The organism is Lichenibacterium minor, from assembly GCF_004137685.1.
Classification (GTDB): Bacteria; Pseudomonadota; Alphaproteobacteria; order Rhizobiales; family Beijerinckiaceae; genus Lichenihabitans; species Lichenihabitans minor.
This window is the reverse complement of record NZ_QYBB01000007.1, coordinates 122,648-144,124: the sequence shown is the minus strand read 5'-3', so window position 1 is coordinate 144,124 and position 21,477 is coordinate 122,648. Positions and strand designations below refer to the sequence as shown.

Below are 21,477 nucleotides of genomic sequence, written 5' to 3'. Positions count from 1 at the left end.
CTTCCGAAGCTCCGCCCCAGACCTTGGAACGACCGACGACGTCCGTTCGCGCGATCGACCCAGCCCATCGCGATCCCCGGCGAAGTCTCGACGACATGGCGGCACCGGGCCGAGCGCGGCGGCCCGAAGCTCGCCGAGACCCCCGCCGCCACGCCAATGCCATAAACGACGGATCGGACGCCGAAACAAGTCGAGCGCAACGTCAAGATGAAGAAAGATAAGCAACAGAAGGTTGAACGAGGGCGAGTGCTGTCGGCGAGCGCCGGCGGGATGCCGCGACGGATGGTGTCGGGTGACGTGACGACGATCTCCCATTGCATCTCAGCCCGGCGTTTCCTGCGCGCCGCTGCGCCGAGATACGACGGCGACATCGAGTGTCATGGGTCGGACGTTTCTGTCTGCCCGCCGAGACGGCGAGGTCACGGGATCATCGTGGGAATCGCGGCGCGGGCTTCTCCGCCCAGGCCCGCAGGGATGAGCCATATCCGCGGCGCGGCCCGCGGCACCCGGGCCGGATCGGACGGCGCTCGGCAGGCCGGGCGGGCCGGGCGTTCCACGGCTCGACGTCCGCGACCGGGCGCGTCCGGACGACGTCGACGGGACATCATCGACGGGCTTCCCCGAAACCTCCGGGACCGCACTCCCCGCCCGCCCCGTTCGTCGCCTGTCCCCGAGGTTCCGGCAGGCGGTTCCGCCCCCGCGGGATCTGCCCTAAGCAGGCAGGCGTGGGTCGGCCCACGAATGTCTGCTGCTCCTGACAGGGACGGCGGGCAGGATGGCGGAGCCCCGCCCCCGGGCGGGGCGGCACACGGGGAAGCGGCATGGCGGCGTCAATGATCGGCATCATCGGCGGGTCGGGAGTCTACGACCTGCCCGGGCTCGAGGACGCGCGCGAGGAGCGGGTGTCGACCGCCTGGGGCGAGCCGTCGGACGCGCTGCGCTTCGGCCGCATCGGCGGGCGCGACGCCGTGTTCCTGCCCCGCCACGGGCGCGGCCACCGGCTGTCGCCGTCCGGCATCCCGTACCGCGCCAACATCGCGGCGTTGAAGAGCGTCGGCGTGACCGACCTCGTGTCCGTGTCGGCCTGCGGCTCGTTCCGCGCCGAGTTCTACCCCGGGCTGTTCGTGCTGGTGGACCAGTTCGTCGACCGCACGGCGGGACGCGCCTCGTCGTTCTTCGGCGACGGCTGCGTGGCCCATGTGTCGATGGCCCATCCCGTGGCGCCGCTGCTCGTGGCGCGCATCGCCGCCGCGGCGCGGGAAGAGGACATCGCCTTCGTCAAGGGCGGCACCTACGTGTGCATGGAAGGGCCGCAGTTCTCGTCCCGGGCGGAGTCGCTCGGCTACAAGGCGGCGGGCCACGACGTGATCGGCATGACGGCGATGCCCGAAGCCAAGCTCGCCCGCGAGGCCGAGATCTCCTACGCGACGATCGCCATGGTGACGGACTTCGACTGCTGGCACCCGGAGCACGACGAGGTCGACGTGGCCGCCGTCGTCAAGGTGGTGCGGGACAACGCCGGCAAGGCGGCGGCGCTGCTGGCGCGCCTGATCCGCGACTTCCCCGCCGAGCACGAGCCCTGCCCGGCCCGGTCCGACCGCGCGCTCGACGGCGCCATCATGACGGCGCCGGACGCGCGCGACGCGGCGCTGGTCGAGAAGCTGCGCGTCGTGGCGGGGCGGGTGCTGGGGTGAGGGACGATCGCGAAACCTCCCCGCCTCCGTGCGGGAGGTCCGGCCGGCGTCCCGGGTGACCCGCATGGACGCCACGCCCCGGCCCCTGTAGAGCCGGGGCGCCCCATCCCGGCGCGGCCCGAGGACCCGATGACTTCCGACCTTCGCGACTCCATCCGCTCCATCCCGGACTATCCCAAGCCCGGCATCATGTTCCGCGACATCACCACGCTTCTCGGCGACGCCCGCGCCTTCCGCCGCGCCATCGACGAGCTGGTGCAGCCCTGGGCCGGCACCAAGATCGACAAGGTGGCGGGGATGGAAGCGCGCGGCTTCATCCTGGGCGGCGCGGTGGCGCACCAGCTGTCCGCCGGCTTCGTGCCGATCCGCAAGAAGGGCAAGCTGCCCCACGCGACCGTGTCGATCGCCTATTCGCTGGAATACGGCATCGACGAGATGGAGATGCACGAGGACGCCATCGCGCCGGGCGAGCGCGTGATCTTGGTCGACGACCTCATCGCCACGGGCGGCACCGCCACCGGCGCGGTGAGCCTGTTGAAGCGCATCGGCGCCGCCGTCGAGGCGGCCTGCTTCGTGATCGACCTGCCCGACCTCGGCGGCGCCCAGAAGATCCGCGACCTCGGCGTGCCCGTCCGCACCCTGATGGAGTTCGCGGGACATTGACGATGTTCGCGTGGCGGTCCTTCGACGCTCTGGGGGCGCGCGAGCTCCACGACCTGTTGAGGCTGCGCGCCGACGCCTTCGTGGTCGAGCAGAACTGCGCCTTCGCCGAGATCGACGGGCGCGACCCCGACGCCCTGCACCTCCTGGCGCGACGGGCGGAGGGCGGCCCGCTCGCGGGAACGCTGCGGCTGTTCCCGCCCGACGCCGCGGGCCGGGCCGTCATCGGGCGGGTCGCGACCGCGCCGGCGGCGCGCGGCACGGGCCTCGGCCGCGCCCTGATGGCGGAAGGCATGGCGGAAGCGCGGCGGCGCTTCGGGCCCGCGCCCATCGCCATCGGGGCGCAGACGCGGCTGGAGCGCTTCTACGGGGGCCTCGGCTTCGCACGCACGAGCGAAGACTACATGGAGGACGGGATCCCGCATTGCGCCATGGAGGCGCGATGACGGGCAGGCCGTACGGACGGCGGCGGGCGCCGGCGAAGGCCCTCGGCCGCCGGCGTCAGGCCGCCCCCCGGCATTCCCAGAACACCGAGCCGTCGAACTCGCACACGGTGGCGCCGTCCTGGTTGACGCCGGTGTTGTGGTGGAACACCAGCCCCCAGCCCGCCGTCTGCGACGAATGCTTGGCGGTCAGCGTCGACGCATAGCTGATGGTGTCGCCGGGGTGGACGGGCTTGCGCCATTTCAGGCTGCGGAACCCCGGCGAGGGCCCCGGGCGGGACGCCGGCTCGCCCCGGGCCTGGAGCTCCGCCATCGTGGCCTGGCGATGGGTGACGTAGAGCTTCATCCAGACCGCCACGGTGTGCCAGCCGGAAGCCGTGAGCCGCCCGAAGGGCGTGCCAGCGGCGGCGGCCTCGTCGAGGTGGAAGGGCTGCGGGTCGTAGCGCCGGGCGAAGTCGACGATCTCCTCCGCCGTGAAGGTATGGCGGCCGAGGTCGAGCCTCGTCCCGATCACGAGATCCTCGAAGAAGTCGCTCACGCCTTGGTCTCCGTGCCGTCCCGCGGGGCGCCGGATCGGCGGCGCGCCACCATCACGGCATTCTCCTGTGTCATCACGCAGGCCCGGTCCTGGTTGCGCAGCGTGATCGCCAGCTGGACCAGACCCATCCCCGGCCGCGACGCCGACGGCCGCGCCCCCGCCACCGTCGCGCTGAAGTGCAGCGTGTCGCCGACCCGCACGGGACAGGGCCAGGCCACGGCCTCGATCCCGGGTCCGCCGAGGCCCGCCGTGCGGTGCAGAAAGGCCTCGAACAGCAGCCGCATGCCGAGCGCCGCCACGTGCCAGCCGGGCAGCGGCGGATGTGGCCCCCCGTCGCCGGGGCCGGCCGCGCCGGGGCCGAAGGCGGCGGCGTAGAAGGCCGCGTCCTCGGCCGCGACCGTCAGCTCCGCTTCGGCCAGGGCCGCGCCGGCGGTGAAGTCTTCGAAGTAAAGGTCGGGCATCGGGACGGGCGCTGCGGTGTCCCCGATCCAAGCGCCCGAACCGCGTCCCGGTTCCCGCGGCTCACGATCGGCTCACCGCGGGATCGCGCGCCCGAGCTTCGGCCTCCGCCGGGCGCCCGTCGCGGTTCGACGCCATCGCGGCGGCGCGCTCGACCGCTGCCGTCAGGGTCGAGACGGCGTCCCGCCCCTCCGCGGCGTCCGCGCTTCCGCGGCCGGCCGCCCCCGCGGCGCCCCCGTGCCGCCACCAGGCACCGACGAGCGAGGGCACGTCGGGACGGCGGCGATGGAGGCGGCGCAGCGCGAAGCGCAGGTGGGCGGCGCCGCCCCCGTCGAGGCAGGACAGGACGACGAGCCGCGCGTCGTCGAGCGGGAGCGCGGCGATCCGGGCCTTGCCGAGCGCCTCGTGAGGGGCAGCGACCGCGCCGAAGCCCCGCTTCGCCAGGAGCTGCGCCAGCGCGCCCGCGACGGCGTCGTCGAGCGGGCCGCGCGCCCCGATGCAGACCACCGCGCCCGGGCGCCGCCAATCGTCCGGGACCTCGTCCACCCCGCCGTCGGACGGCGGCGCGGCGTCGTGGTCGGACAGGTTCTCGACCACCTCGGCGGCCGAGCCCGCGATGCGCTCCTGGCGGCCATGGTCGAGCCGGCCGGCCGCGACGTCGTCCTGCGCGAGCAGGAGGCCGGGCAGCAGCACGTCGTCGTAATAGGCCCCGAGCGTGCCTTCCTTGAGCTGCCGCTCGGCGAGATCCGACGCCTCGACGGGGTCGTCGGCGAGGAGGCGCTGGTAGAACACCTCGTGGGGTTCCAGCGCGGGCCGGTCGCCCAGCATCACGTCCAGGAAGGCGAGCGGCTCGACGTGGCGGCCCAGGACCACGAGGCACACCGTGACGGGCGTCGACAGGACCAGGCCGACGGGCCCCCACAGGACGGTCCAGAACGTGGCGGCCACCACCACGGCCAACGGCGACAGGCCCGTGTTGTGGCCGTAAAGGGCGGGCTCGATCGCCTGGCTCACCACGGCTTCCACGCCGACGAACAGCGCCGCGGTCCAAAGCGCCGTGGACCAGCCCGGCGCGACGGCGGCCGCCAGGGCGATCGGCGCCGCGGCGGCGAGGGGCGGCCCCACGTAGGGCACGAAGCGCAGGCAGCCGAACACGACGCCCCACAACGGCGCGCTCGGCACGCCGATCAGCCACAGGCCGAAGCCCACCAGCAGGCCCGCCACGGTGTTGACGGCGAGCTGGGTCAGGAGATAGCGGCTGACCCGCCGGGCCGCATCGTCGATGGCGGCCGTGGAGCGGTGGAGGTCGCCGGCGCCGAACAGCCGGATCGCCCGGTTGCGCAGGTCCTCGCGGGCGAGGAGGATGAAGATCGCGTAGACGGCGACCAGCCCCGCCACGGCGAGCGGGTGCAGCGCCGGCTTCAGATAGCCCGCCAGCACCTCCAGCGGCATCTTCGGCGCCTGGGCGACCACGACCGGCACGGGCGCGCCCGCCGCCGAGCCGGCCGACGGGCGCCCGTCCGCTCCGGCCTGCAAGTGCTGGCCGAGGCTCGACAGGAAGTCCGAGAAGCGGGACATGTTCTGGCCCGACACCATGCCGCGCAGCGCCTCGACCTTGTCGAGCACGGTGGCCTGGTACTGCGGGATGGCGTCGGCGAGGCCGCGGAGCTGCATCGCCAGCAGCGTGCCGAGCGCCGCGATGACCAGGAAGGCCAGCGCGGTCATCAGCAGGACGGGCAGCACCCGGCCGAGGTGGCAGCGGCGCAGCAGCCGCACGCCCGGCGCCAGCACGAAGCTCAGCAGGATCGCCAGCGCGATCGGAACGAAGATCTCGGAGCCGACGGAAAGCCCGGCGATCACCAGGGCGGCCGACAGGAGGTAGCGCAGGCTGTCCCGGGGAGCATCGTCGAGCGACGGGACGATACGCGGCATGCGGCGGGGCTTTCCGGGGTCGGGCCGAGCACCCGACGTCGGGGCAGCTTCCCCTGGAGAACGCCCGGTGCGACACTCTGGTTCGGCGCGCGGCCCGGCGCGCGGTTCCGCTTGCCCCACCTCCCGCCTGGGTTAGAATCGCTCAAAACGACGAGACCGGGGAGGGACTCCATGTGCAGCCTGTTCGCCCACCAGCCGGAAGCCGACTACGAAGGCCAGACGCGGTCGCTCCGCATCGGCGGCCACGGCACGTCGATCCGGCTCGAAGCCGCTTTCTGGGCCGTGCTGGAGGAGATCGCGGAAGGCGAGGGGACGACGCTCGGCCGGTTCATCACCACGCTGCACGACGAGGTGCTGGCCCATCACGGCGAGGTGCGCAACTTCTCGTCCCTGCTGCGCTGCGCCTGCCTGGCCCACCTGTCCCGCGCGGCGGGGCGCCCCGTCGGGGACGGGCTCGCCCGGCCGCGCTTCCTGGTGGCGGCGGAATGACGGCTGCGGGGGGACCCGCCGCCGTTCTCATCTCCCGTCCGCGATCGACCCCGGCTCCAGGCTCTCGACCGCGTCCGGGTCGGTGATCCTCATCCGCGGCCCGAAGCGCGCGTCGAGGTCGCCGCGCAGGCGGACCGGCGTGCCCTCGTAGTCGCGCAGGTCCAGCCCCGCCCTGGCGAAAAGCTTGGCGTCCCGCCGCGACACCACGGCGACGAAGCCGCGCCGGTCCCGCCCGAGCGCCAGGTAGAGCGCGCCCCGGCCGTCGTGGACGCGGAGGATCCCCTGCACGATCGCCATCCCGCCCGCCTGGGCGGCGAGCCCATCCGCGTCGCCGGGCCCGAGCACCGCCGACCCCGGCCCGGCCCACAGCCCCGTGCCGTCCCGCCGCGCGTCCGCCTCGGCGGCGAGCCGCGCCGCCGCGCAGGCGTGCACCTCCGCTTGGGGGGCCGCCCGGGCGTGGCCGTCGCGCAGGAGCGCCATGCCGGCCTCGGCGGGCGGCGCGGCGCGGAACAGCAGCGCGGGGATGCGGCCCCAGCGGTCGGGCTCCCCCAGGACGCGGAGCGTGACGCCGCCGCGCGCCCAGGCGAGCAGGGCCGCGCGGGCGCCGCCCAGACGATCGGGGCTCCCCGGGGCGCCGCCGCCCCAGTCGAGGCCGGCCAGGCGCAGCACGCGCCCGTCCTCCAGGGCGACATCGCCCGCCTCGGACAGGGAGCGGAGCGCGACGGGCGCGTCACCGGGTGCGGGCTCGCAGGCGGCGGGCACCCGCGCGGGCGCCGCACGGGCCGGCGATGCCGCGCCGGCGAGGACCGACAGTGCGAGGACCGCCGAGGCGAAGGGGGCGAGGCCCGCCGGGCGGACGCGCGGCGGGCGGTGCGGACTTTCCATCGGACCGGATCTCGGCTAGTCAGGACGGCGTGCGGTTCCGTAGCTCAGCAGGATAGAGCAGCGGTTTCCTAAACCGAAGGTCAGGGGTTCGAATCCCTTCGGGACCGCCAACGCGTCGACGAGACTGCCGCCCGCCGCCCTGGGGGCGACCGGCGTGATGCGGAGGTGGCGGCTGCGGGCCGACACACCGTTCTCGACGTCACGGCCCACGATCGCCGGATGACGGCGCGGCTTCGGCCGGCCGTCGCCGATGGCGCGCGTTTCCCGAGGGCCTCGCTCCAGGAGCCGCGCCGGGGCCGGCATTGTGGCGGCCGATCCCTCGACGGCCGGGGCGGGGCGGGTTAGCCCTGTCGGGCCGGGACGGAATCGCGGTGCGGGGAAGGGATCGGGCCGTTGGACGACAGGGACGGGCGCGAGCCGCTGACGATCTACCTGGACATCGACGGGGTCGTGACCACGGCCGCGTTCCAACGCCGGGCGGGCCAGGACCGGATCGATCCGGCCAGCATGGCCGTCGTCGCCGCCCTCGTCAGGGATCTCGATGGGAGGATCGTCGTGTCGTCGACCTGGCGGGTCGACGATTGCAGGCCGACGCTGGTCGCGGCAGGGCTGCCGCCCGGCTGCTTCCACGCCGATTGGCGCACCGCCATCCCGCCGTCGAGCCGCGACCCCGACACCGGCGGCATGCTGGCGGCCGAGCGCGCCGGGCGGGGCGGCGAGATCGCCGAGCACGCGGCCCGCAACGGCATCGCCCGTTATCTCGTCCTCGACGACGTCGACGTCGGTGCGGGGCACGAGGGGCGGCACGTCCGGCCGGATCCTGAGGCGGGGCTCACCGAAGCGGACGGAGCCCTCGCACGCGATCTCGTGAGCCGCGGCGACGCGCTGCGCGGGGCGGCGCGGCGGGGCGCGGCCTCCTGAACGGCTGCTGGACCGATCCTTCGGCCCGATCGCGTCGGGGACCGTTGATTTCTTCTCAGTTCTGCCCCATTTCATGACAGCGCGGTGACGGAAACGTCCCGCCGCTCCCGACATCGACGGGTCCTTTCGGACCTCCGCCGGACGTGCCCGTCCGGTCGCCCCCGCGGCAGCGCCTTCGCGCGGCCCCGGGAGCGCGTCCCGTCGGGATTCGGTTCGGCGGGAAGGAGGGGCTGCGATGTTCGGAATGGGGAAGCACACGAAGACGGCGGGCCCCTCGCTCGCCTCGCTCGGCATCGTCGAAAGGTCGTCCGCCAAGGCCCATGCCGCCCTCGTGGCCGGGGGCTGGCCCGAGATCGGCTACGGCTACCACGGCAGCGTCCACGCGCATCCCGACCATCCGGACGTGGTGGTGCGCTTCGCCCGCAGGGCGGACGGCTTCGGCGACTATGCGGCCCTGCTGCGCAAGGGATTTTCCGGCTCCGACGGGCCGCACGCGCCGCGCGTCCACGACCTCCACGTCAGCCGCTGCGGCGCGCTGATGACGGTCGCGTCGCGCTTGGCGGAGCCGCCGCACGACGCGTGGTGGCTGCCCTTCGCGCATGCCGTCATCGCCGACCATCCGGGCGCCGACATGGACGAGGGCGTCCGCACCCGCTTCAAGGCGGCGTGGCCGGGCTACGAGCCCCTCGTCGACCATCCCGGCTTCGACGGCCTGCGGGAGGAGTTCAGGGCCGCGTGGCCCGGCTACGAGGCCTATGTGGCGGCGCTGCGGGCCTTGTCCCCGCGGGGCCTGGACCCGAACGTCGGCAACGTCCTCATGGCCCGGGACGGCAGCCCCGTGGTCAACGATCCCCTGTGCGACGACGGCGACGGGCTGTGGCGCTCGCCGCTGTCGCGCCGCCTGTCCCGGTGCCTCGACGCCCTGCGGGGGCTGCTCGGCGACGCGTGGCGCAGGGCACCCGCGACGGCCTGACGCTTCGGGACAGGATGCGCTCCGGGGGACCGGGGAACGCTTCCCCGGACGGTCCGAGGGCGACACCCGCGGGGGCGGACCATCGGACGGCGATGCTTCGGACAACGTCGGCAGATCTCCGGAAACGTCGATCGCGCCGCGCGTCGGCGATGTCCCGCACGGGCTGGAAATCACCCGTCCCGCCATGCGACAAGGCCGCACGACACGGCGCCCCGCCCGGCTCCGTCGCCGACGCGCGCGGCGGGACCGGGATGGCGCCGGCCCCGTGCCCCGGGACGGCGTGCCGGGCCGGGGCCCGACCTTCGCGGTGACGCCGCCGTCCTTCCCCTGCGGCCGCCGTGCCGGAAAGCCGAACCCATGACCGAGGCAGACCACCCCACCCTGTTCATGCTGCCGTTCCTGGCCGCCACCGGCCACCAATGGGCCGGCGTCGCGTCGCGGCTCACGGGCAGCGCCCGCTGCGTGACGATCGACCTGCCGGGGTTCGGCGATTCCCACGCGCAGAAGGGTTTCTCGGTCGCCGAGATGGCCGAAGCCGTGGCGGCGGTCGTGCGCGAGCACGCGCCGCGGCGCTGGGCCCTCGCCGGCCACAGCATGGGCGGCAAGGTGTCCTGCGCGGTGGCGCGGATGGCCGAGGACGGCGCGCCGGGCCTCGGCGGCCTCGAACGCGTGGTGCTGGTGGCCGGCTCGCCCCCCTGCCCCGAGCCGATGGACGAGGGCGGCCGGGCCGACATGCTGGGCTGGTTCGGCGGCGACGCGGAAGCGCGGCGCGCGACGGCGCGCCGCTACGTGGCCGGCAACGCCGCGGCGCCGCTCGACGCGGAGGTGCTGGAGCAGGCGGCCGGGGACGTGGCGCGCATGGACCGCGATGCCTGGGTGGCCTGGCTCGATCGCGGCAGCCGCGAGGACTGGGCGGAGCGGATCGGCGTGCTGCGGACGCCCGCCCTCATCCTCGCCGGGTCGGAGGACGCGGCGCTGGGCCCCGACGCGCAGGCCCGCCACATGGCGCCGCATTTCGCGGACCACAGGCTGGAGGTGCTGGCGGGCGCCGGCCACCTCCTGCCGCTGGAGCGGCCCGCCGAGGTGGCGCGCCTGATCGCCGAGCACATCGGGGTGCGCTGAGGCCGCCGGTCGAACGGCTCTGCGTTCCGCTCAGGGTTCGTCGATGCATCGAACTCGTGCCCGAATGCCCTCCGAGAACATGGGGGAATTTTCCCCCGGCTTCGGCCGAAAGGGCATCCATCCACGAACTCTCAGGCCGCGCGTTTCTTGCGCACCCGCTTCGCCACGGCCTTTTCCGCCTTCTTCTCCGCGAGGTCGTGGGCGATGCGGCGCTCCAGCAGGGTCAACACCGCCACCTCCTCGGGCTTCAGCTTCGGCAGGTCGCCGCGCAGCTCGGCGTCGACCTCCTCCTTGATCTCCAGGAGGAGGTCCCCGGACATGTACGAGTTCACCACCGCGGGGTGGACGTAGCACTTGCGGCAGATGGTGGGCGTGTTGCCGAGCCGGGCCGACACGCGCTCGATGGCGGCGCGGACGTTCTTCTTCGCCTTGGCCTCGGTGTCGATGGTGCCGAACTCGTGCAGCGCCAGCGCCGCCAGTACGGTGCCGGCCCAGGTGCGGAAGTCCTTGGCCGACACGTCGCGGCCGGTGATCTCGCGCAGGTATTCGTTGACGTCGTGGGACGACACGCCGTGGGTGTGGCCGTCGTGGTCGACGTATTGGAACAGGTGCTGGCCCGGCAGGTCGTGGCAGGCCTTGACGATGTTCGCCACCCGCCGGTCGTGGACCTTGAGGTTCCACATCTTGTTGCTCTTGCCCTTGAAGGCGAAGCGCAGGTCGGCGCCGTGCTGGTCGACGTGCCGGTCTTCGAGGGTGGTGAGCCCGTAGGACTGGTTGTGCTTGGCGTAGCCCTCGTTGCCGACGCGGATCAGCGTCGTTTCCAGGAGGTACACCACGGTCGCCAGCACCTTGGGCCGCGGCAGGCCCCGCATCGCCATATGCTTCTTGACGGTGGCGCGGATGGTGGGAAGCGCTTCCGCGAAGGCCGTCACGTGCTCGTATTTGGCGCTGTCGCGCACTTCGCGGAAGGCCGCGTGGTAGCGGTACTGCTTGCGGCCCTTGTCGTCGCGGCCCGTGGCCTGGATGTGGCCCTTGTCGGTCGGGCAGATCCACACGTCCGTGTAGGCCGGCGGCACGGCCAGCTTGTTGATGCGCTCGATCGTGGCGGCATCCTCGATCACGGCGCCGCCGGGCGCCCGGAAGGTCCAGCCCTCGCCGGCCTTTTCCCGCGTGATGCCGGGCTCGTGGTCGTCGTGGACGTAGACCAGCCCGGCGCTTTCGGCCGCGTCCTCGGCGTCGACCACCGGCTCGACGTCCCGCTCCTCGACGGCTTCGCTACTCTTCGACATGCTGGCACGCGTCTCCCCCGCAGGAAATGCGGGCCGCGACGGCCCCGTTCCGTCACGCGGTGACGCAGGCCGGGGCTTGGTGAATCTCAGCGATCGGGATCGCCGTCGCGGCGGAACGGCCCGTCCCGCCTGAAGGACCCCTGCAGCCGCGGCTCCAGCCGCGGCAGGGCGTGGCGCACGGGCGCGCGGGCGCGCAGCATCACCGGCCGGTACAGCTGCTTCGTGGCTTCCACGAGGTGCACCCCGGCGCCGGGCAGCGCCATCCGCTTGCCGGTGCGCTCGAAGAAAGGCGCGAGCTTGAGGAGGGAGCGGCGCTCGAAGGGCGGCACGTAGAGGGCTTCGCCGAAGCGCTCGGGCGAGAACAGCGTTTCGCGCAGCAGGGCCGCCAGCTGGCGCTTGGAAAAGGGCTGGCCGTAGCCGAAGGGCGTGGTGTCGACCCGCGCCCACATGCCCCGCCGGTTGCACGCCACGGCGATCATGCGTCCGCCGGGGCTCAGCACGCGCCACACCTCGGACAGCACTTCGCGCGGGTGTTCCGTCGGTTCCAGCATGTGCACCAGCAGCACGCGGTCGATCGAGCCGTCCGGCAGCGGCAGTTGCCCGCCTTCCACCATGGCGGTGGCGGACGTGCCGCCCGGCGGCCAATGCACGATCCCCTGCTCGGCCGGCATCAGGCCGATGACCCGCACGGCCTCGTCGCGGAACGGGTCGAGGTAGGGCGTGGCGTAGCCGAGGCCCGCCACCGCCAGCCCATGCGTGTCGTTCCACCAATGGCGGACGATGCGCGAGATCGCCCGCTGGGCGATGCGGCCGAGCGGCGCCGAATAGAAGGTGCGGAGGTCGACGACATCGATCGGCATGGCGCCCCCTTGTGCCACGCCGGAGGAAGGCGCGATAGGATCGCGCCGCCGCGGGCGTGGCGGCGGGAGGGTCGGCGATGGATTCGGGAGCACGGCACGCGCTGGCGGCGGCGGTCCTCCTCGCCTCGGCCGGCGGGGCGTCGGCGGCGCCCTGCGGGGCGGGCGAGCTCGCCCTGCCCGGCACGGCGACCTGCCTGCGGCTCGGCGGGGTCGTCCGCGCTGAAGCGCAGGCGGGGCGCGGGGCTGCCCCGATCGTGCCGGACGGCGGGCGGCGGCGCGATGCCGCGGCGAGCCGGGCCGGCGCGCGCGTCGACCTCGACATCCGGGCGCCCACCGCCTACGGGCCGCTCAGGGGCTATGTGGCGATCGGGACGGGCGGCCTCGGGCGGCGGTGAGCGCCGGGACACGTCCCGCACGGTCGTGCGGGGCCCGACCCCACGGGAGGCCGGCCCAGGCCCGTCGCCTTCCCGTCCGAGGCCGTCGTCGCGGCGGGATCCGGGTCGTCCCACCGGGTAAGACCCCGACGGGCGAGAGCCGGCCGGGTCACGCTTCGGCGAGCGCCGGCACCCGCACGACCGGCGGCCGGCGCCAAAGCGACGGGCCGGTCTGGTGGATGGAAGTGCCCTGCCCGTCGACCGCCACCGTGACGGGCATGTCCTCGACCTCGAACTCGTGGATCGCTTCCATGCCGAGGTCGGCGAAGGCGAGCACGCGCGCCGACCTGATCGCCTTGGACACGAGGTAGGCGGCCCCGCCGACCGCGATGAGATAGGCGGCGCCGTGGCGCGCGATGGAGCGCACCGTATCGGGCCCGCGCTCCGCCTTGCCGATCATCACCAGCAGCCCCGTGCGTTCCAGCAGCGCGTCGGTGAAGCCGTCCATGCGGGTGGAGGTGGTGGGGCCGGCGGGGCCGACGGCCTCGTCGCGCACGGCGTCGACCGGGCCGACGTAGTAGATGGCGCGGTCACGCAGGTCCACCGGCAGCGGCTCGCCGCGCGCCATCAGGTCCGCCATCCGCTTGTGGGCGGCGTCGCGGCCGGTCAGCATGCGGCCGTTGAGCAGCAGCGTTTCCCCCGCCCGCCAGGTCGCCACCTCGGCCCGCGTCAGCCTGTCGAGGTCGACGCGGCGCGGCGCGGCGGCCCCCGCCTGCGCGTCGAGGACGGGCCACAGCGACAGGTCGGGCGGGGCGAATGCGGCGGGGCCGGAGCCGTCCAGCGTGAAGGTAACGTAGCGGTCGGCCGCGCATTGCGGGATCAGCCCCACGGGCTTCGAGGCCGCGTGGCACGGGAAGGTCCGGACCTTGACGTCCACCACCGTGGTGAGCCCGCCGAGCCCCTGCGCGCCGATGCCCAGCGCGTTGACGCGGTCGTAGACCTCGAGCCGCAGCTCTTCCGCGGGGTTCGACGGCCCGCGGCGGATGAGGTCCGGCATGTCGATCTTCTCGAGCAGGACCTCCTTCGCCATCACCATGCTCTTTTCCACCGAGCCCCCCACCCCGATGCCGAGCAGCCCCGGCGGGCACCAGCCCGCGCCGAGCGTTTCCACGGTGTTCACCACCCAGTCCGCCACCGAGGCGGCGGGCGCGAGGTTGGTGTAGCGGGCCTTGTTCTCCGAGCCGCCGCCCTTGGCCGCCACGGTGATCGACACCGTGTCGCCCGCCACCATCTCGACGTGGACCACCGCGGGGGTGTTGTCGCCGGTGTTGCGGCGGCCGCCGAGCGGATCGCGCACGATGGACGCGCGCAGCGGGTTGTCGGGGTTCAGGTAGGCGCGGCGCACGCCCTCGTCGACGAGCTCCTGCAGGGGCCGGGCACCGGCGAAGCGCGCCCCCATGCCGACCTTGACGAAGGCGTTGACGGTGCCGGTGTCCTGGCAGATCGGCCGGCGCCCGAAGGCGGACAGGCGCGAGTTGGCGAGGATCTGGCCGATGGCGTCCCGGGCGGCGGGGCTTTCTTCCCGCGCATAGGCGTCGGCCAGCGCCGCCACGAAGCTCGGCGGGTGGTAGACGGCGATGTATTGCAGGGCGTCGGCCACGCTGGCGACGACGTCCTCCTCGCGGATCGGCCCGCGCGCGCTTCCCTCCGGCATGACGTCCCTTCCCCCTTCGCCGCGGCCCCACCGCCGGTGTTTCGCGGCAGACCCCCGCGGCGTGACGCATCGCTGACCGGATGGACCATCCGCCCGGGGCGGACCAATAGCGTCCAGCTATGACGTCGCGACGCAAACGCTATGTGGCGACGCCGCCGCACCGGCACGATAAGCACACCGCGGACACGATGGAGGAAGCGTCATGGCGGGTGATCTCGACGGGCTCGTCGTGGTGTCGATCGAGCAGGCGGTGGCGGCCCCCTACCTCACCAGCCGCCTCGCCGACGCGGGCGCCCGCGTCGTCAAGGTGGAGCGGCCAGAGGGCGACTTCGCCCGCGGCTACGACCACCTCGTGCACGGCGAGAGCGCCTATTTCGTGTGGCTGAACCGCGGCAAGGAATCGATCTGCCTCGACCTCCGCCAAACGCCCGACTGCGCCCTCCTGGAGCGCATGGTGGCCGGCGCCGACGTCTTCGTGCAGAACCTCGCCCCCGGCGCCCTCGACCGGCTCGGCTTCGCGCCCGAGCGGCTGCGCGCCGACTATCCGCGCCTGATCACCGTATCGATCTCGGGCTACGGCGACGAGGGCCCCTTCCGCGACCTCAAAGCTTACGACCTGCTAGTCCAGGCCGAGACGGGCCTGAGCTCCATCACCGGCACGGCGGACGAGATGGCCCGCGTCGGCGTGTCGGTCTGCGACATCGCGGCCGGCATGACGGCCTTCCAGGCGGTGCTGCAGGCGCTGATCGGGCGCGGGATCACGGGCCGCGGCCGCCACGTCGCGGTGTCGCTGTTCCACGCGCTCGCCGACTGGATGAACGTGCCGTACCTGCAATACGTCTACGGGGGGAAGGTGCCGCCGCGCTCCGGCCTCAACCATCCCACCATCGCGCCCTACGGCGCCTACGCGTGCCGCGACGGCAAGGCCGTGCTGTTCTCGATCCAGAACGAGCGCGAATGGGTCAACCTGTGCCGCGACGTGCTGGAGCGGCCGGAGGTCGCCACCGACGAGCGCTTCTCGCTCAACGTCCGCCGCGTCGCCAACCGCGCGGCGCTCGACGAGGTGGTGGAAGGCGTGTTCCAGGCGCACGACCGCGACGCCGTGGTGGACCGGCTGGAGCGGGCGCGGATCGCCTACGGCCGCGTGTCCACCATGGACGATCTCGCCAAGCATCCGCAGAACCGCTTCGTCACGGTCGACACCCCGACCGGCCCGGCGAAGTACCTCGCCCCCGGCGCGCTGCACGACGGCACCTTGCCGGACTTCCGTCCCGTGCCGGCCCTCGGCCAGCATACGGAGGCGCTGCGGGCCGAGTTCGGCGGGGCCGCACGCGCTGTGGCCGAGTGAGGGCGCCGTCCGCCCAACAGTCCGGGGGTGGCTCGTGACCGGCCCGTGCAGGCTCCGAGCGGAGCCGAACCCGACGTCGAGCACGGATCGCGCGGCGGCGGCATCGCTCGTCGGGTCAAGTCCTCGGCGCAGCGGCGCTTTCGACCGCTTCCGACCCGACCAGGACCTTCTCCCCGCAGCTCGGTTCGCAGGGAAGCCGACCTTCACCGAAGGCCCGATCGGTCTCGTATCCTGAGATCACCGACGCAAAGGCCGTCGATGCCGGAGCCATGCGTTTCATGCAGTTTCGCATGGGTATACTCTGACGAGACGTAGTGTCTCGGCCGGGTGCCTTGTGATTTTGGAGACAGTAGCAGTTCCTCGGCTATCGTAGGTCCAGACCAACAGAAGATCACCTCCGATGGACCCGTGGCCGACCGCCAAGGCATGCAGCCTGCAAAACGAGGCCGAGCATAGCGCGGCCTCAGGCTGCGTTCAGATGGCGACGGCAACCGCGGCTGAAAGCGGCGATGTCGGTCGACCAAGCAGCTTCGAGAGCTGGCGGCCGTCATCGAACAGCGCGCCTTGCGAGGCCCCGACGTCCCAGCTCGCCAAAGCGTGGGCGAGCCAGTCCGGCACGCCGGCCTTAACCAGGATGCCGGCGTAGTCGGCTTCCGGCAGGTTCACGTAGGGGACGGTCTTGCCGGCCTGCCGGGAGATTTCTGCGGCCAGTTCGGCCAGCGTGTAAGCGTCGTCACCGGCCAGCTCGTAGACCTTGCCGTCATGCCCCTCGCCCGTCAGCACCGCCACGGCGGCATCGGCATAGTCGCTGCGCGGTGCCGACGAGATGCGACCGTCCCCGGCGCTACCGGGGAAGGCGTCGTGCGCCAAGGCAGGCGGGATCGATGCCGTGTAGTTCTCGGTATACCAGCCATTGCGCAGGATGGTGTGGGTGAGGCCCGAGGCCTTGAGATCGGCTTCCGTCGTGCGGTGTTCGTCGGCCAGATCGAGCGGCGACACGTCCGCGTGCAGCAGGCTCGTGTAGACGATCCGCTTCACCCCGGCTGCCTTGGCCGCCTCGATGACGTTGCGGTGCTGCGTCGCCCGCTGGCCGACCTCGCTCGAGGAGATGAGCAGGAGCGTATCGACGCCCGCCAGGGCGGCCGATAGGCTCGCCGGCTGCGAGTAGTCGAAGGCGTAGATCGCGATGCCGAGATCGGTCGCCTTCTCAGGCGAGCGCACCAAGCCGACGATCTCGCTCGTTGGTACCTTGGCCTTGAGGCGATCGACAACGAGGCGGCCGAGCTGGCCGGTGGCTCCGGTGACAGCAATTTTCATGATGACCCTCAGTGGTTTCTGATAGGTACTAGCTGCACGAGCATATGCTTGGTGTAAAGAAGGCACCATAATCACACTTGGTTACCTGCAGGAAACCGCCATGACTACCTGGAACGCTTATGTGTCCGCCTGTCCGACACGCCTCGTCCTGGATCGTATCGCCGACAAATGGGCAGTGCTGCTGCTAGGCCTGTTGGCCAAGGGACCGATGCGCTTCAACCAGCTTCGGCGCGAGGTCGAGGGGATTTCACAGAAGATGCTATCGCAAAGCCTCAAGAGCCTGGAGCGGGACGGCTTGATCAGCCGCAAGGCGACGCCTACCGTGCCCGTGACGGTTGAGTACAGCATCACCCTCTTGGGCGAGACGCTATCCGCGACCGTGGACCCCCTGCGGCTTTGGGCTGAAAGTCACATCGAGCAGGTTCTTACGGCACAGCAGCATTACGATGCAGGAGCCTCGACTTAGGTCCGAGGGCGTAGAGTGGCGTACATGCGCCGACCATCAACCCGTCCATCACCTTTCTAAGTTATCGCATAGGTATGATCATCCAGGACAGCGTTTTGAGACACTCTTCCGTGATCTCATCCGCATCGGCCATCGAGTTCCGAGACACGGACAGTCGGGGCCGCGAGCCAGACGAGGTGTCCGCGCCGGGTCTCCAGCCGCGGATGCTCCGTCGCATCGATCCGGTCTGTCGACACGCTCCATTCGGATCCTTGTCGAGGACGATCGCCGTCGTGAACGTCCATCGCGGGATGGAAGCGTTTCGCGACGAGTCCTGCGATGCCGCCGCCCCGCGTCCCTTCAGCCGTCCTGCGTGGACCCTTGCAGCCGACCGGCAGATCAACCCCGTCTCGGGCGAGCAGGGAGTCCCGTTCTGCCGGATCGCGCCGTGAAACCGCCGTTCCGCCCGTCCCTCCGGTCCAGGCCGCCCAGAGACAGCCCCGGTCTTCCCGGCCTCGGGCTCGTCGTCGACCTCGACGCCATGCGGCACGCCGCCGGCCGCAGCGGCCCGCTTTGGCCCTGGCGTGCCCGCCGCTGCCTGCTATCCTGCCCCGCGTCGGGCGATCACGGCCGCGGCTCGGGGGGACGGGCGTGGACCTGCGGCAGCTTCGCTACTTCGTCGCCATCGTCCAATGCGGCTCGATCTCGCGGGCGTCGCTGCAGTTGAACATCGCCCAGCCGGCGCTCAGCCTGCACATCCGCAACATGGAGGCGGACCTCGGCCTGCCGCTGCTGTTCCGCACCCCGCAGGGCGTGCAGCCCACCGAGGCCGGGGCGATCCTGCTGCGCAACGCCCGGCTCATCATCGAACAGTTCGAGGTGGCGCAGAGGGAGATCCGCGGCAGCGCCGCCGAGCCCTCGGGCGAGGTGCGGCTCGGCCTGCCGTCCTCCATCAGCCCGCTGCTCGGCGTGCCGCTGGTGCTGGCGGCGCGGGAACGCTTCCCCAAGGTGACGCTGCGCATCGCGGAAGCCATGAGCGGCTACGTGCTCGACTGGCTGCGCCAGGGCCGCGTCGACCTCGGGCTGCTCTACGGCCTGCCGGAGGACCGCGACCTCCGCGCCAACGCCCTCCTGGTCGAAACGCTGGTGGTGTTCGGCGCGCCCGAGCCGCCCGACGGCCTGAGACACCCCGAGGGCGGGACCCTGCCCTTCGCCGAACTGGCCGCGCTGCCCCTCATCCTGCCGAGCCCCGGCCATGGGCTGCGCGACCTGCTCGACGCCGCGGCGGCGGCCCGCGGCGTGCGGCTCGCGACCGCGATCGACATCGACGCCTACGGGGCGATCAAGCAGCTCGTCGGGCGGCGCCTCGGCTATTCGATCCTGCCCGGCCACGCGGTGCGGCACGAGGTGGAGGACGGCCGGCTCCGCGCCTGGACGGTGGACCCGCCGCTGACCCGCATGGTGGCGCTGGTCCAGCCCGCGGACCGGCCGCCGACCGGCGCCGCGAAGGCCGTGGAGGGCCTGTGCCGCGCCACCCTGCGCGACCTCGTGCAGTCGGGCGACTGGCACATGGCGCGGATGCGCAACAGCGAGTGAGGCGGGCCCCTCCGAACAGGCGCGGCCCCGCCCCCGGAGCGCCGGCGCATCGACGATCGAGAGGACCCTTCGCTTCGATATCGCGGATCTTCGCGACGGCCCTGGTCGTGGGCCGGCGAGATCCGGGACAGCCTTCGACGCGCCACGTTCGAGGCCTGCGCCATCCTTGCGAGCGAGCGGGGACCGGCGGTCAGGGGATGGAGCCGTTCAGATGCCATATCGTGCCGGAATCCATGCTTTGGTTCAGGGTTCCGATGGCGGCATTGGCAACGCCGACCTGGTTCTGGTGGTTGGTTTCGTGTTGGGCGGTATTGGACACCAGCAGTGCGGACACGGTGCCGCCCCCGATCTGGACCTGCAGGTTGGCATCGCCGGCGGCAGTCCTGCCCTGCATGTCGAGGCGGGCCACGCCACTGGTGTGCAAGGTTCCCGCCCCTCGGCCGATGTCGGCGTAGTCGAGCATGGCCATCACGTTCTGACAGTCCGCCCTTTGCGCCGTGTTGGGGATGACGATGCCCGGAATGACGCGACCCGTGTTCACCCTGTGAAGCGGCATGACTTCGACTCCCCGGTTGCGGTCGACTGGCGCGCGACCTCCCGCTAAGATTGCATGTTTCGAAATGAAAGCAACCATCGATTGGAAATATCGGCACGGAACCGGGTCGGTGCGACGTTCGTCCCCCGGCTCGGCGGGCTCGGGAGCCGATGCGGCCGCCCGGCTTCCGGCGCGGCGGCGTGGCTCGCGGACTCGTGCTGGCGGGGAGCGGACGCTTGCGGGTAGGATGGCCGGCCCCCGGGGGCGCTTCGGCCGGCACGCCTCGGCTCGTCGCCGCCGTCTCCCATCGCCGGGGCGTATGAGGGGAAGAGCGGAATCGTCTTGGCATCGGCGCGCCCGGCACCCCATCTCGCATGAAACGGTCGCGCGGGGCCCCGCGCGAAGGGAGGACTCGACATGAACGTGCATTCGTCGTCCATCATCGCCGCGCAGGGCGTGTTCATCGGCAACCGCTGGGCGCCGGCCGCGTCCGGCCAAACGCTGCAGACGATGGCGCCGGCCGAAGGCGTGCCCTTCGCCGAGATCGCCGCGGGCGACAAGCCGGACGTGGACCGCGCCGTGAAGGCCGCCCAGGGCGCGCTGGCCGGGGCCTGGGGCCGCATGTCCGCCACCGAGCGCGGCCGCCTGCTCACCAGGCTCGCCTATGCGGTGCAGGACCACGCCGAGGAACTCGCCAAGCTCGAAGCGCGCGACACCGGCAAGCCGATGAAGCAGGCCCGCAACGACATGGTCGCGCTGGCCCGCTACTTCGAATATTACGGCGGGGCCGCCGACAAGGTGCACGGCGACACCATCCCGTTCATGCCCGGCTACTTCGTCACCACCGAGCACGTGGCGCATGGCGTGGTCGGCCACATCATCCCGTGGAACTACCCGGCGCAGATGTTCGGCCGCACGGTCGCGCCCGCCCTCGCCATGGGCAACGCGTCGGTGGTGAAGCCCGCCGAGGACGCCTGCCTGACGCCGCTGCGCATCGCCGAACTCGCCGCCGAGGTCGGCTTCCCCGAAGGCGCCATCAACATCGTGCCCGGCCTCGGGGAAGCGGCCGGCGCGGCGCTGTCGTCGCATCCCGAGCTCGATTTCATCTCCTTCACGGGCTCGCCCGAGGTCGGCACGCTGATCCAGTCGGCCGCGGCGCGCAACCACATCGGCTGCACGATGGAACTCGGCGGCAAGTCGCCCCACGTCCTCTTCGCCGACGCCGACCTCGACGTGGCGATCCCCGTCATCGCCAACACGATGGTGCAGAACGCCGGCCAGACCTGCTCGGCGGGCTCGCGCCTGCTGGTCGAGAAGGGGATCTACGACGAGGCCACGGCCCGCCTGGCCGAAAAGTTCGCCGCCCTTCGCGCCGGCACCCCGGAGATGGACCTCGACCTCGGACCCGTCATCAACGCCACGCAGAAGAAGCGCATCCAGCGCTTCTTCGACCGCGCCGAGGAGGACGGCGTGCCGGTGCTGTCGCGCGGGCAGGTCGCGGACGGCGTGCCGGAGGGCGCCTTCTTCGTCGAGCCCCGCGTCTACGGCGACGTGCCGCGCGGCAACGACCTCGCCGCGAAGGAGATCTTCGGGCCGGTGCTGTCCGTGCAGCGCTTCGACGACGAGGCGGACGCGGTCAAGCTCGCCAACGACACGGACTACGGGCTGATGGCCGCCGTCTGGTCCCACGACGGCAACCGGGCGCTGCGCGTGTCCCGCGGCATCCGCGCCGGCCAGGTCTACATCAACAGCTTCGGCGCCGGCGGCGGCATCGAGCTGCCCTTCGGCGGCATGAAGAAGTCCGGCCACGGCCGCGAGAAGGGTTTTGCGGCGCTGCACGACATGTCGACGCTGCGCACGACGATCTTCAAGCACGGGTGATC

The 21,477-nt window shown here is 72.4% G+C and carries 22 protein-coding genes and 1 tRNA gene; 14 read left to right on the top strand and 9 right to left on the bottom strand.

Translation table 11 applies throughout. From position 1 onward, the window contains the following. The first annotated feature begins 821 nt into the window (after window positions 1-821). From D3273_RS08750 to D3273_RS08740, 3 genes are all read left to right on the top strand, one after another. Window positions 822-1,694: an S-methyl-5'-thioadenosine phosphorylase gene (locus tag D3273_RS08750; protein WP_129225537.1), complete on the top strand. Its 873-nt coding sequence runs from the start codon at window positions 822-824 to the stop codon at window positions 1,692-1,694. A 129-nt stretch (window positions 1,695-1,823) separates the two neighbouring features. Next, window positions 1,824-2,357: an adenine phosphoribosyltransferase gene (locus D3273_RS08745; RefSeq protein ID WP_129225535.1), complete on the top strand. Its 534-nt coding sequence runs from the start codon at window positions 1,824-1,826 to the stop codon at window positions 2,355-2,357. Window positions 2,358-2,359: 2 nt separating this feature from the next. Continuing rightward, window positions 2,360-2,800 (top strand): GNAT family N-acetyltransferase, encoded by a 441-nt coding sequence (locus tag D3273_RS08740; protein WP_129225533.1) that lies wholly within the window; start codon window positions 2,360-2,362, stop codon window positions 2,798-2,800. A gap of 55 nt (window positions 2,801-2,855) precedes the next feature. Here the strand turns inward: D3273_RS08740 and D3273_RS08735 are convergent, their stop codons facing one another. From D3273_RS08735 to D3273_RS08725, 3 genes are all read right to left on the bottom strand, one after another. After that, window positions 2,856-3,335, bottom strand: a complete 480-nt coding sequence (locus D3273_RS08735; protein ID WP_129225531.1) for a MaoC family dehydratase — start codon at window positions 3,333-3,335, stop codon at window positions 2,856-2,858. Next, complete coding sequence (locus D3273_RS08730) at window positions 3,332-3,796, bottom strand: hotdog family protein (RefSeq protein WP_129225529.1); 465 nt, start codon at window positions 3,794-3,796, stop codon at window positions 3,332-3,334. Before D3273_RS08730 ends, D3273_RS08735 begins: the two co-directional genes overlap by 4 nt. Before the next feature lie 61 nt (window positions 3,797-3,857). Next, on the bottom strand, window positions 3,858-5,726 hold the full coding sequence (locus tag D3273_RS08725) for an AI-2E family transporter (protein WP_129225527.1): 1,869 nt from the start codon (window positions 5,724-5,726) through the stop codon (window positions 3,858-3,860). A 171-nt stretch (window positions 5,727-5,897) separates the two neighbouring features. On the opposite strand from D3273_RS08725, the gene D3273_RS08720 reads away from it, so the two are divergent. Next, a complete protein-coding gene (locus tag D3273_RS08720; RefSeq protein ID WP_129225525.1) occupies window positions 5,898-6,215 on the top strand; it encodes a ribbon-helix-helix domain-containing protein in 318 nt (105 codons plus the stop codon). Between the two features lie 27 nt (window positions 6,216-6,242). Here the strand turns inward: D3273_RS08720 and D3273_RS08715 are convergent, their stop codons facing one another. Continuing rightward, window positions 6,243-7,100, bottom strand: a complete 858-nt coding sequence (locus D3273_RS08715) for a hypothetical protein (RefSeq protein WP_129225523.1) — start codon at window positions 7,098-7,100, stop codon at window positions 6,243-6,245. Between the two features lie 33 nt (window positions 7,101-7,133). Between D3273_RS08715 and D3273_RS08710 the strand changes: the two genes are divergently transcribed. The 4 genes from D3273_RS08710 (at window position 7,134) to D3273_RS08695 (ending at window position 10,116) form a co-directional block, all read left to right on the top strand. Beyond that, window positions 7,134-7,210: transfer RNA gene (locus D3273_RS08710), tRNA-Arg, on the top strand. 283 nt (window positions 7,211-7,493) lie between these two features. Further along, complete coding sequence (locus D3273_RS08705; protein ID WP_129225522.1) at window positions 7,494-8,021, top strand: HAD domain-containing protein; 528 nt, start codon at window positions 7,494-7,496, stop codon at window positions 8,019-8,021. 235 nt (window positions 8,022-8,256) lie between these two features. Further along, entirely contained in the window at window positions 8,257-8,994 is a 738-nt protein-coding gene (locus tag D3273_RS08700; RefSeq protein WP_129225520.1) for a hypothetical protein, read from the top strand. A gap of 357 nt (window positions 8,995-9,351) precedes the next feature. Beyond that, window positions 9,352-10,116: an alpha/beta fold hydrolase gene (locus D3273_RS08695; RefSeq protein WP_129225518.1), complete on the top strand. Its 765-nt coding sequence runs from the start codon at window positions 9,352-9,354 to the stop codon at window positions 10,114-10,116. 131 nt (window positions 10,117-10,247) lie between these two features. Here the strand turns inward: D3273_RS08695 and D3273_RS08690 are convergent, their stop codons facing one another. Next, on the bottom strand, window positions 10,248-11,405 hold the full coding sequence (locus D3273_RS08690) for a DNA topoisomerase IB (RefSeq protein ID WP_129225516.1): 1,158 nt from the start codon (window positions 11,403-11,405) through the stop codon (window positions 10,248-10,250). Window positions 11,406-11,491: 86 nt separating this feature from the next. Further along, window positions 11,492-12,265, bottom strand: coding sequence for a methyltransferase domain-containing protein (locus tag D3273_RS08685; RefSeq protein WP_129225514.1), 774 nt, complete (start codon window positions 12,263-12,265; stop codon window positions 11,492-11,494). Window positions 12,266-12,342: 77 nt separating this feature from the next. Here D3273_RS08685 and D3273_RS08680 point away from each other — a divergent pair, with 77 nt between their 5' ends. Next, window positions 12,343-12,660 (top strand): porin, encoded by a 318-nt coding sequence (locus tag D3273_RS08680; protein WP_129225512.1) that lies wholly within the window; start codon window positions 12,343-12,345, stop codon window positions 12,658-12,660. A gap of 148 nt (window positions 12,661-12,808) precedes the next feature. Here the strand turns inward: D3273_RS08680 and D3273_RS08675 are convergent, their stop codons facing one another. Beyond that, window positions 12,809-14,353: a fumarate hydratase gene (locus D3273_RS08675; RefSeq protein WP_129225510.1), complete on the bottom strand. Its 1,545-nt coding sequence runs from the start codon at window positions 14,351-14,353 to the stop codon at window positions 12,809-12,811. Between the two features lie 202 nt (window positions 14,354-14,555). Between D3273_RS08675 and D3273_RS08670 the strand changes: the two genes are divergently transcribed. Beyond that, a complete protein-coding gene (locus D3273_RS08670) occupies window positions 14,556-15,701 on the top strand; it encodes a CaiB/BaiF CoA transferase family protein (RefSeq protein WP_129225508.1) in 1,146 nt (381 codons plus the stop codon). Window positions 15,702-16,175: 474 nt separating this feature from the next. Here D3273_RS08670 and D3273_RS08665 read toward each other — a convergent pair whose 3' ends face one another. Then, window positions 16,176-17,018: an SDR family oxidoreductase gene (locus D3273_RS08665; RefSeq protein ID WP_129225506.1), complete on the bottom strand. Its 843-nt coding sequence runs from the start codon at window positions 17,016-17,018 to the stop codon at window positions 16,176-16,178. 100 nt (window positions 17,019-17,118) lie between these two features. Between D3273_RS08665 and D3273_RS08660 the strand changes: the two genes are divergently transcribed. The 3 genes from D3273_RS08660 (at window position 17,119) to D3273_RS08655 (ending at window position 19,059) form a co-directional block, all read left to right on the top strand. Further along, window positions 17,119-17,484, top strand: coding sequence for a winged helix-turn-helix transcriptional regulator (locus tag D3273_RS08660; RefSeq protein WP_129225505.1), 366 nt, complete (start codon window positions 17,119-17,121; stop codon window positions 17,482-17,484). A 272-nt stretch (window positions 17,485-17,756) separates the two neighbouring features. Beyond that, on the top strand, window positions 17,757-17,915 hold the full coding sequence (locus D3273_RS28745) for a hypothetical protein (RefSeq protein WP_207210743.1): 159 nt from the start codon (window positions 17,757-17,759) through the stop codon (window positions 17,913-17,915). A gap of 199 nt (window positions 17,916-18,114) precedes the next feature. Continuing rightward, on the top strand, window positions 18,115-19,059 hold the full coding sequence (locus D3273_RS08655; RefSeq protein WP_207210742.1) for a LysR family transcriptional regulator: 945 nt from the start codon (window positions 18,115-18,117) through the stop codon (window positions 19,057-19,059). 190 nt (window positions 19,060-19,249) lie between these two features. Here the strand turns inward: D3273_RS08655 and D3273_RS08650 are convergent, their stop codons facing one another. Then, a complete protein-coding gene (locus D3273_RS08650) occupies window positions 19,250-19,615 on the bottom strand; it encodes a hypothetical protein (protein WP_129225501.1) in 366 nt (121 codons plus the stop codon). Window positions 19,616-20,011: 396 nt separating this feature from the next. Between D3273_RS08650 and D3273_RS08645 the strand changes: the two genes are divergently transcribed. Continuing rightward, window positions 20,012-21,475 carry an aldehyde dehydrogenase family protein gene (locus D3273_RS08645; RefSeq protein ID WP_129225500.1) on the top strand — a complete coding sequence of 488 codons (1,464 nt, stop codon included), beginning with the start codon at window positions 20,012-20,014 and terminating at the stop codon, window positions 21,473-21,475. Window positions 21,476-21,477 lie beyond the last annotated feature (2 nt).

Coding starts and splice junctions, on each gene's coding strand:
- D3273_RS08750 (WP_129225537.1), top strand. CDS start 822: ATGGCGGCGTCAATGATCGGCATCATCGGCGGGTCGGGAGTCTACGAC.
- D3273_RS08745 (WP_129225535.1), top strand. CDS start 1,824: ATGACTTCCGACCTTCGCGACTCCATCCGCTCCATCCCGGACTATCCC.
- D3273_RS08740 (WP_129225533.1), top strand. CDS start 2,360: ATGTTCGCGTGGCGGTCCTTCGACGCTCTGGGGGCGCGCGAGCTCCAC.
- D3273_RS08730 (WP_129225529.1), bottom strand. CDS start 3,796: ATGCCCGACCTTTACTTCGAAGACTTCACCGCCGGCGCGGCCCTGGCC.
- D3273_RS08725 (WP_129225527.1), bottom strand. CDS start 5,726: ATGCCGCGTATCGTCCCGTCGCTCGACGATGCTCCCCGGGACAGCCTG.
- D3273_RS08720 (WP_129225525.1), top strand. CDS start 5,898: ATGTGCAGCCTGTTCGCCCACCAGCCGGAAGCCGACTACGAAGGCCAG.
- D3273_RS08715 (WP_129225523.1), bottom strand. CDS start 7,100: ATGGAAAGTCCGCACCGCCCGCCGCGCGTCCGCCCGGCGGGCCTCGCC.
- D3273_RS08700 (WP_129225520.1), top strand. CDS start 8,257: ATGTTCGGAATGGGGAAGCACACGAAGACGGCGGGCCCCTCGCTCGCC.
- D3273_RS08695 (WP_129225518.1), top strand. CDS start 9,352: ATGACCGAGGCAGACCACCCCACCCTGTTCATGCTGCCGTTCCTGGCC.
- D3273_RS08690 (WP_129225516.1), bottom strand. CDS start 11,405: ATGTCGAAGAGTAGCGAAGCCGTCGAGGAGCGGGACGTCGAGCCGGTG.
- D3273_RS08685 (WP_129225514.1), bottom strand. CDS start 12,265: ATGCCGATCGATGTCGTCGACCTCCGCACCTTCTATTCGGCGCCGCTC.
- D3273_RS08680 (WP_129225512.1), top strand. CDS start 12,343: ATGGATTCGGGAGCACGGCACGCGCTGGCGGCGGCGGTCCTCCTCGCC.
- D3273_RS08675 (WP_129225510.1), bottom strand. CDS start 14,353: ATGCCGGAGGGAAGCGCGCGCGGGCCGATCCGCGAGGAGGACGTCGTC.
- D3273_RS08670 (WP_129225508.1), top strand. CDS start 14,556: ATGGCGGGTGATCTCGACGGGCTCGTCGTGGTGTCGATCGAGCAGGCG.
- D3273_RS08665 (WP_129225506.1), bottom strand. CDS start 17,018: ATGAAAATTGCTGTCACCGGAGCCACCGGCCAGCTCGGCCGCCTCGTT.
- D3273_RS08660 (WP_129225505.1), top strand. CDS start 17,119: ATGACTACCTGGAACGCTTATGTGTCCGCCTGTCCGACACGCCTCGTC.
- D3273_RS08650 (WP_129225501.1), bottom strand. CDS start 19,615: ATGCCGCTTCACAGGGTGAACACGGGTCGCGTCATTCCGGGCATCGTC.
- D3273_RS08645 (WP_129225500.1), top strand. CDS start 20,012: ATGAACGTGCATTCGTCGTCCATCATCGCCGCGCAGGGCGTGTTCATC.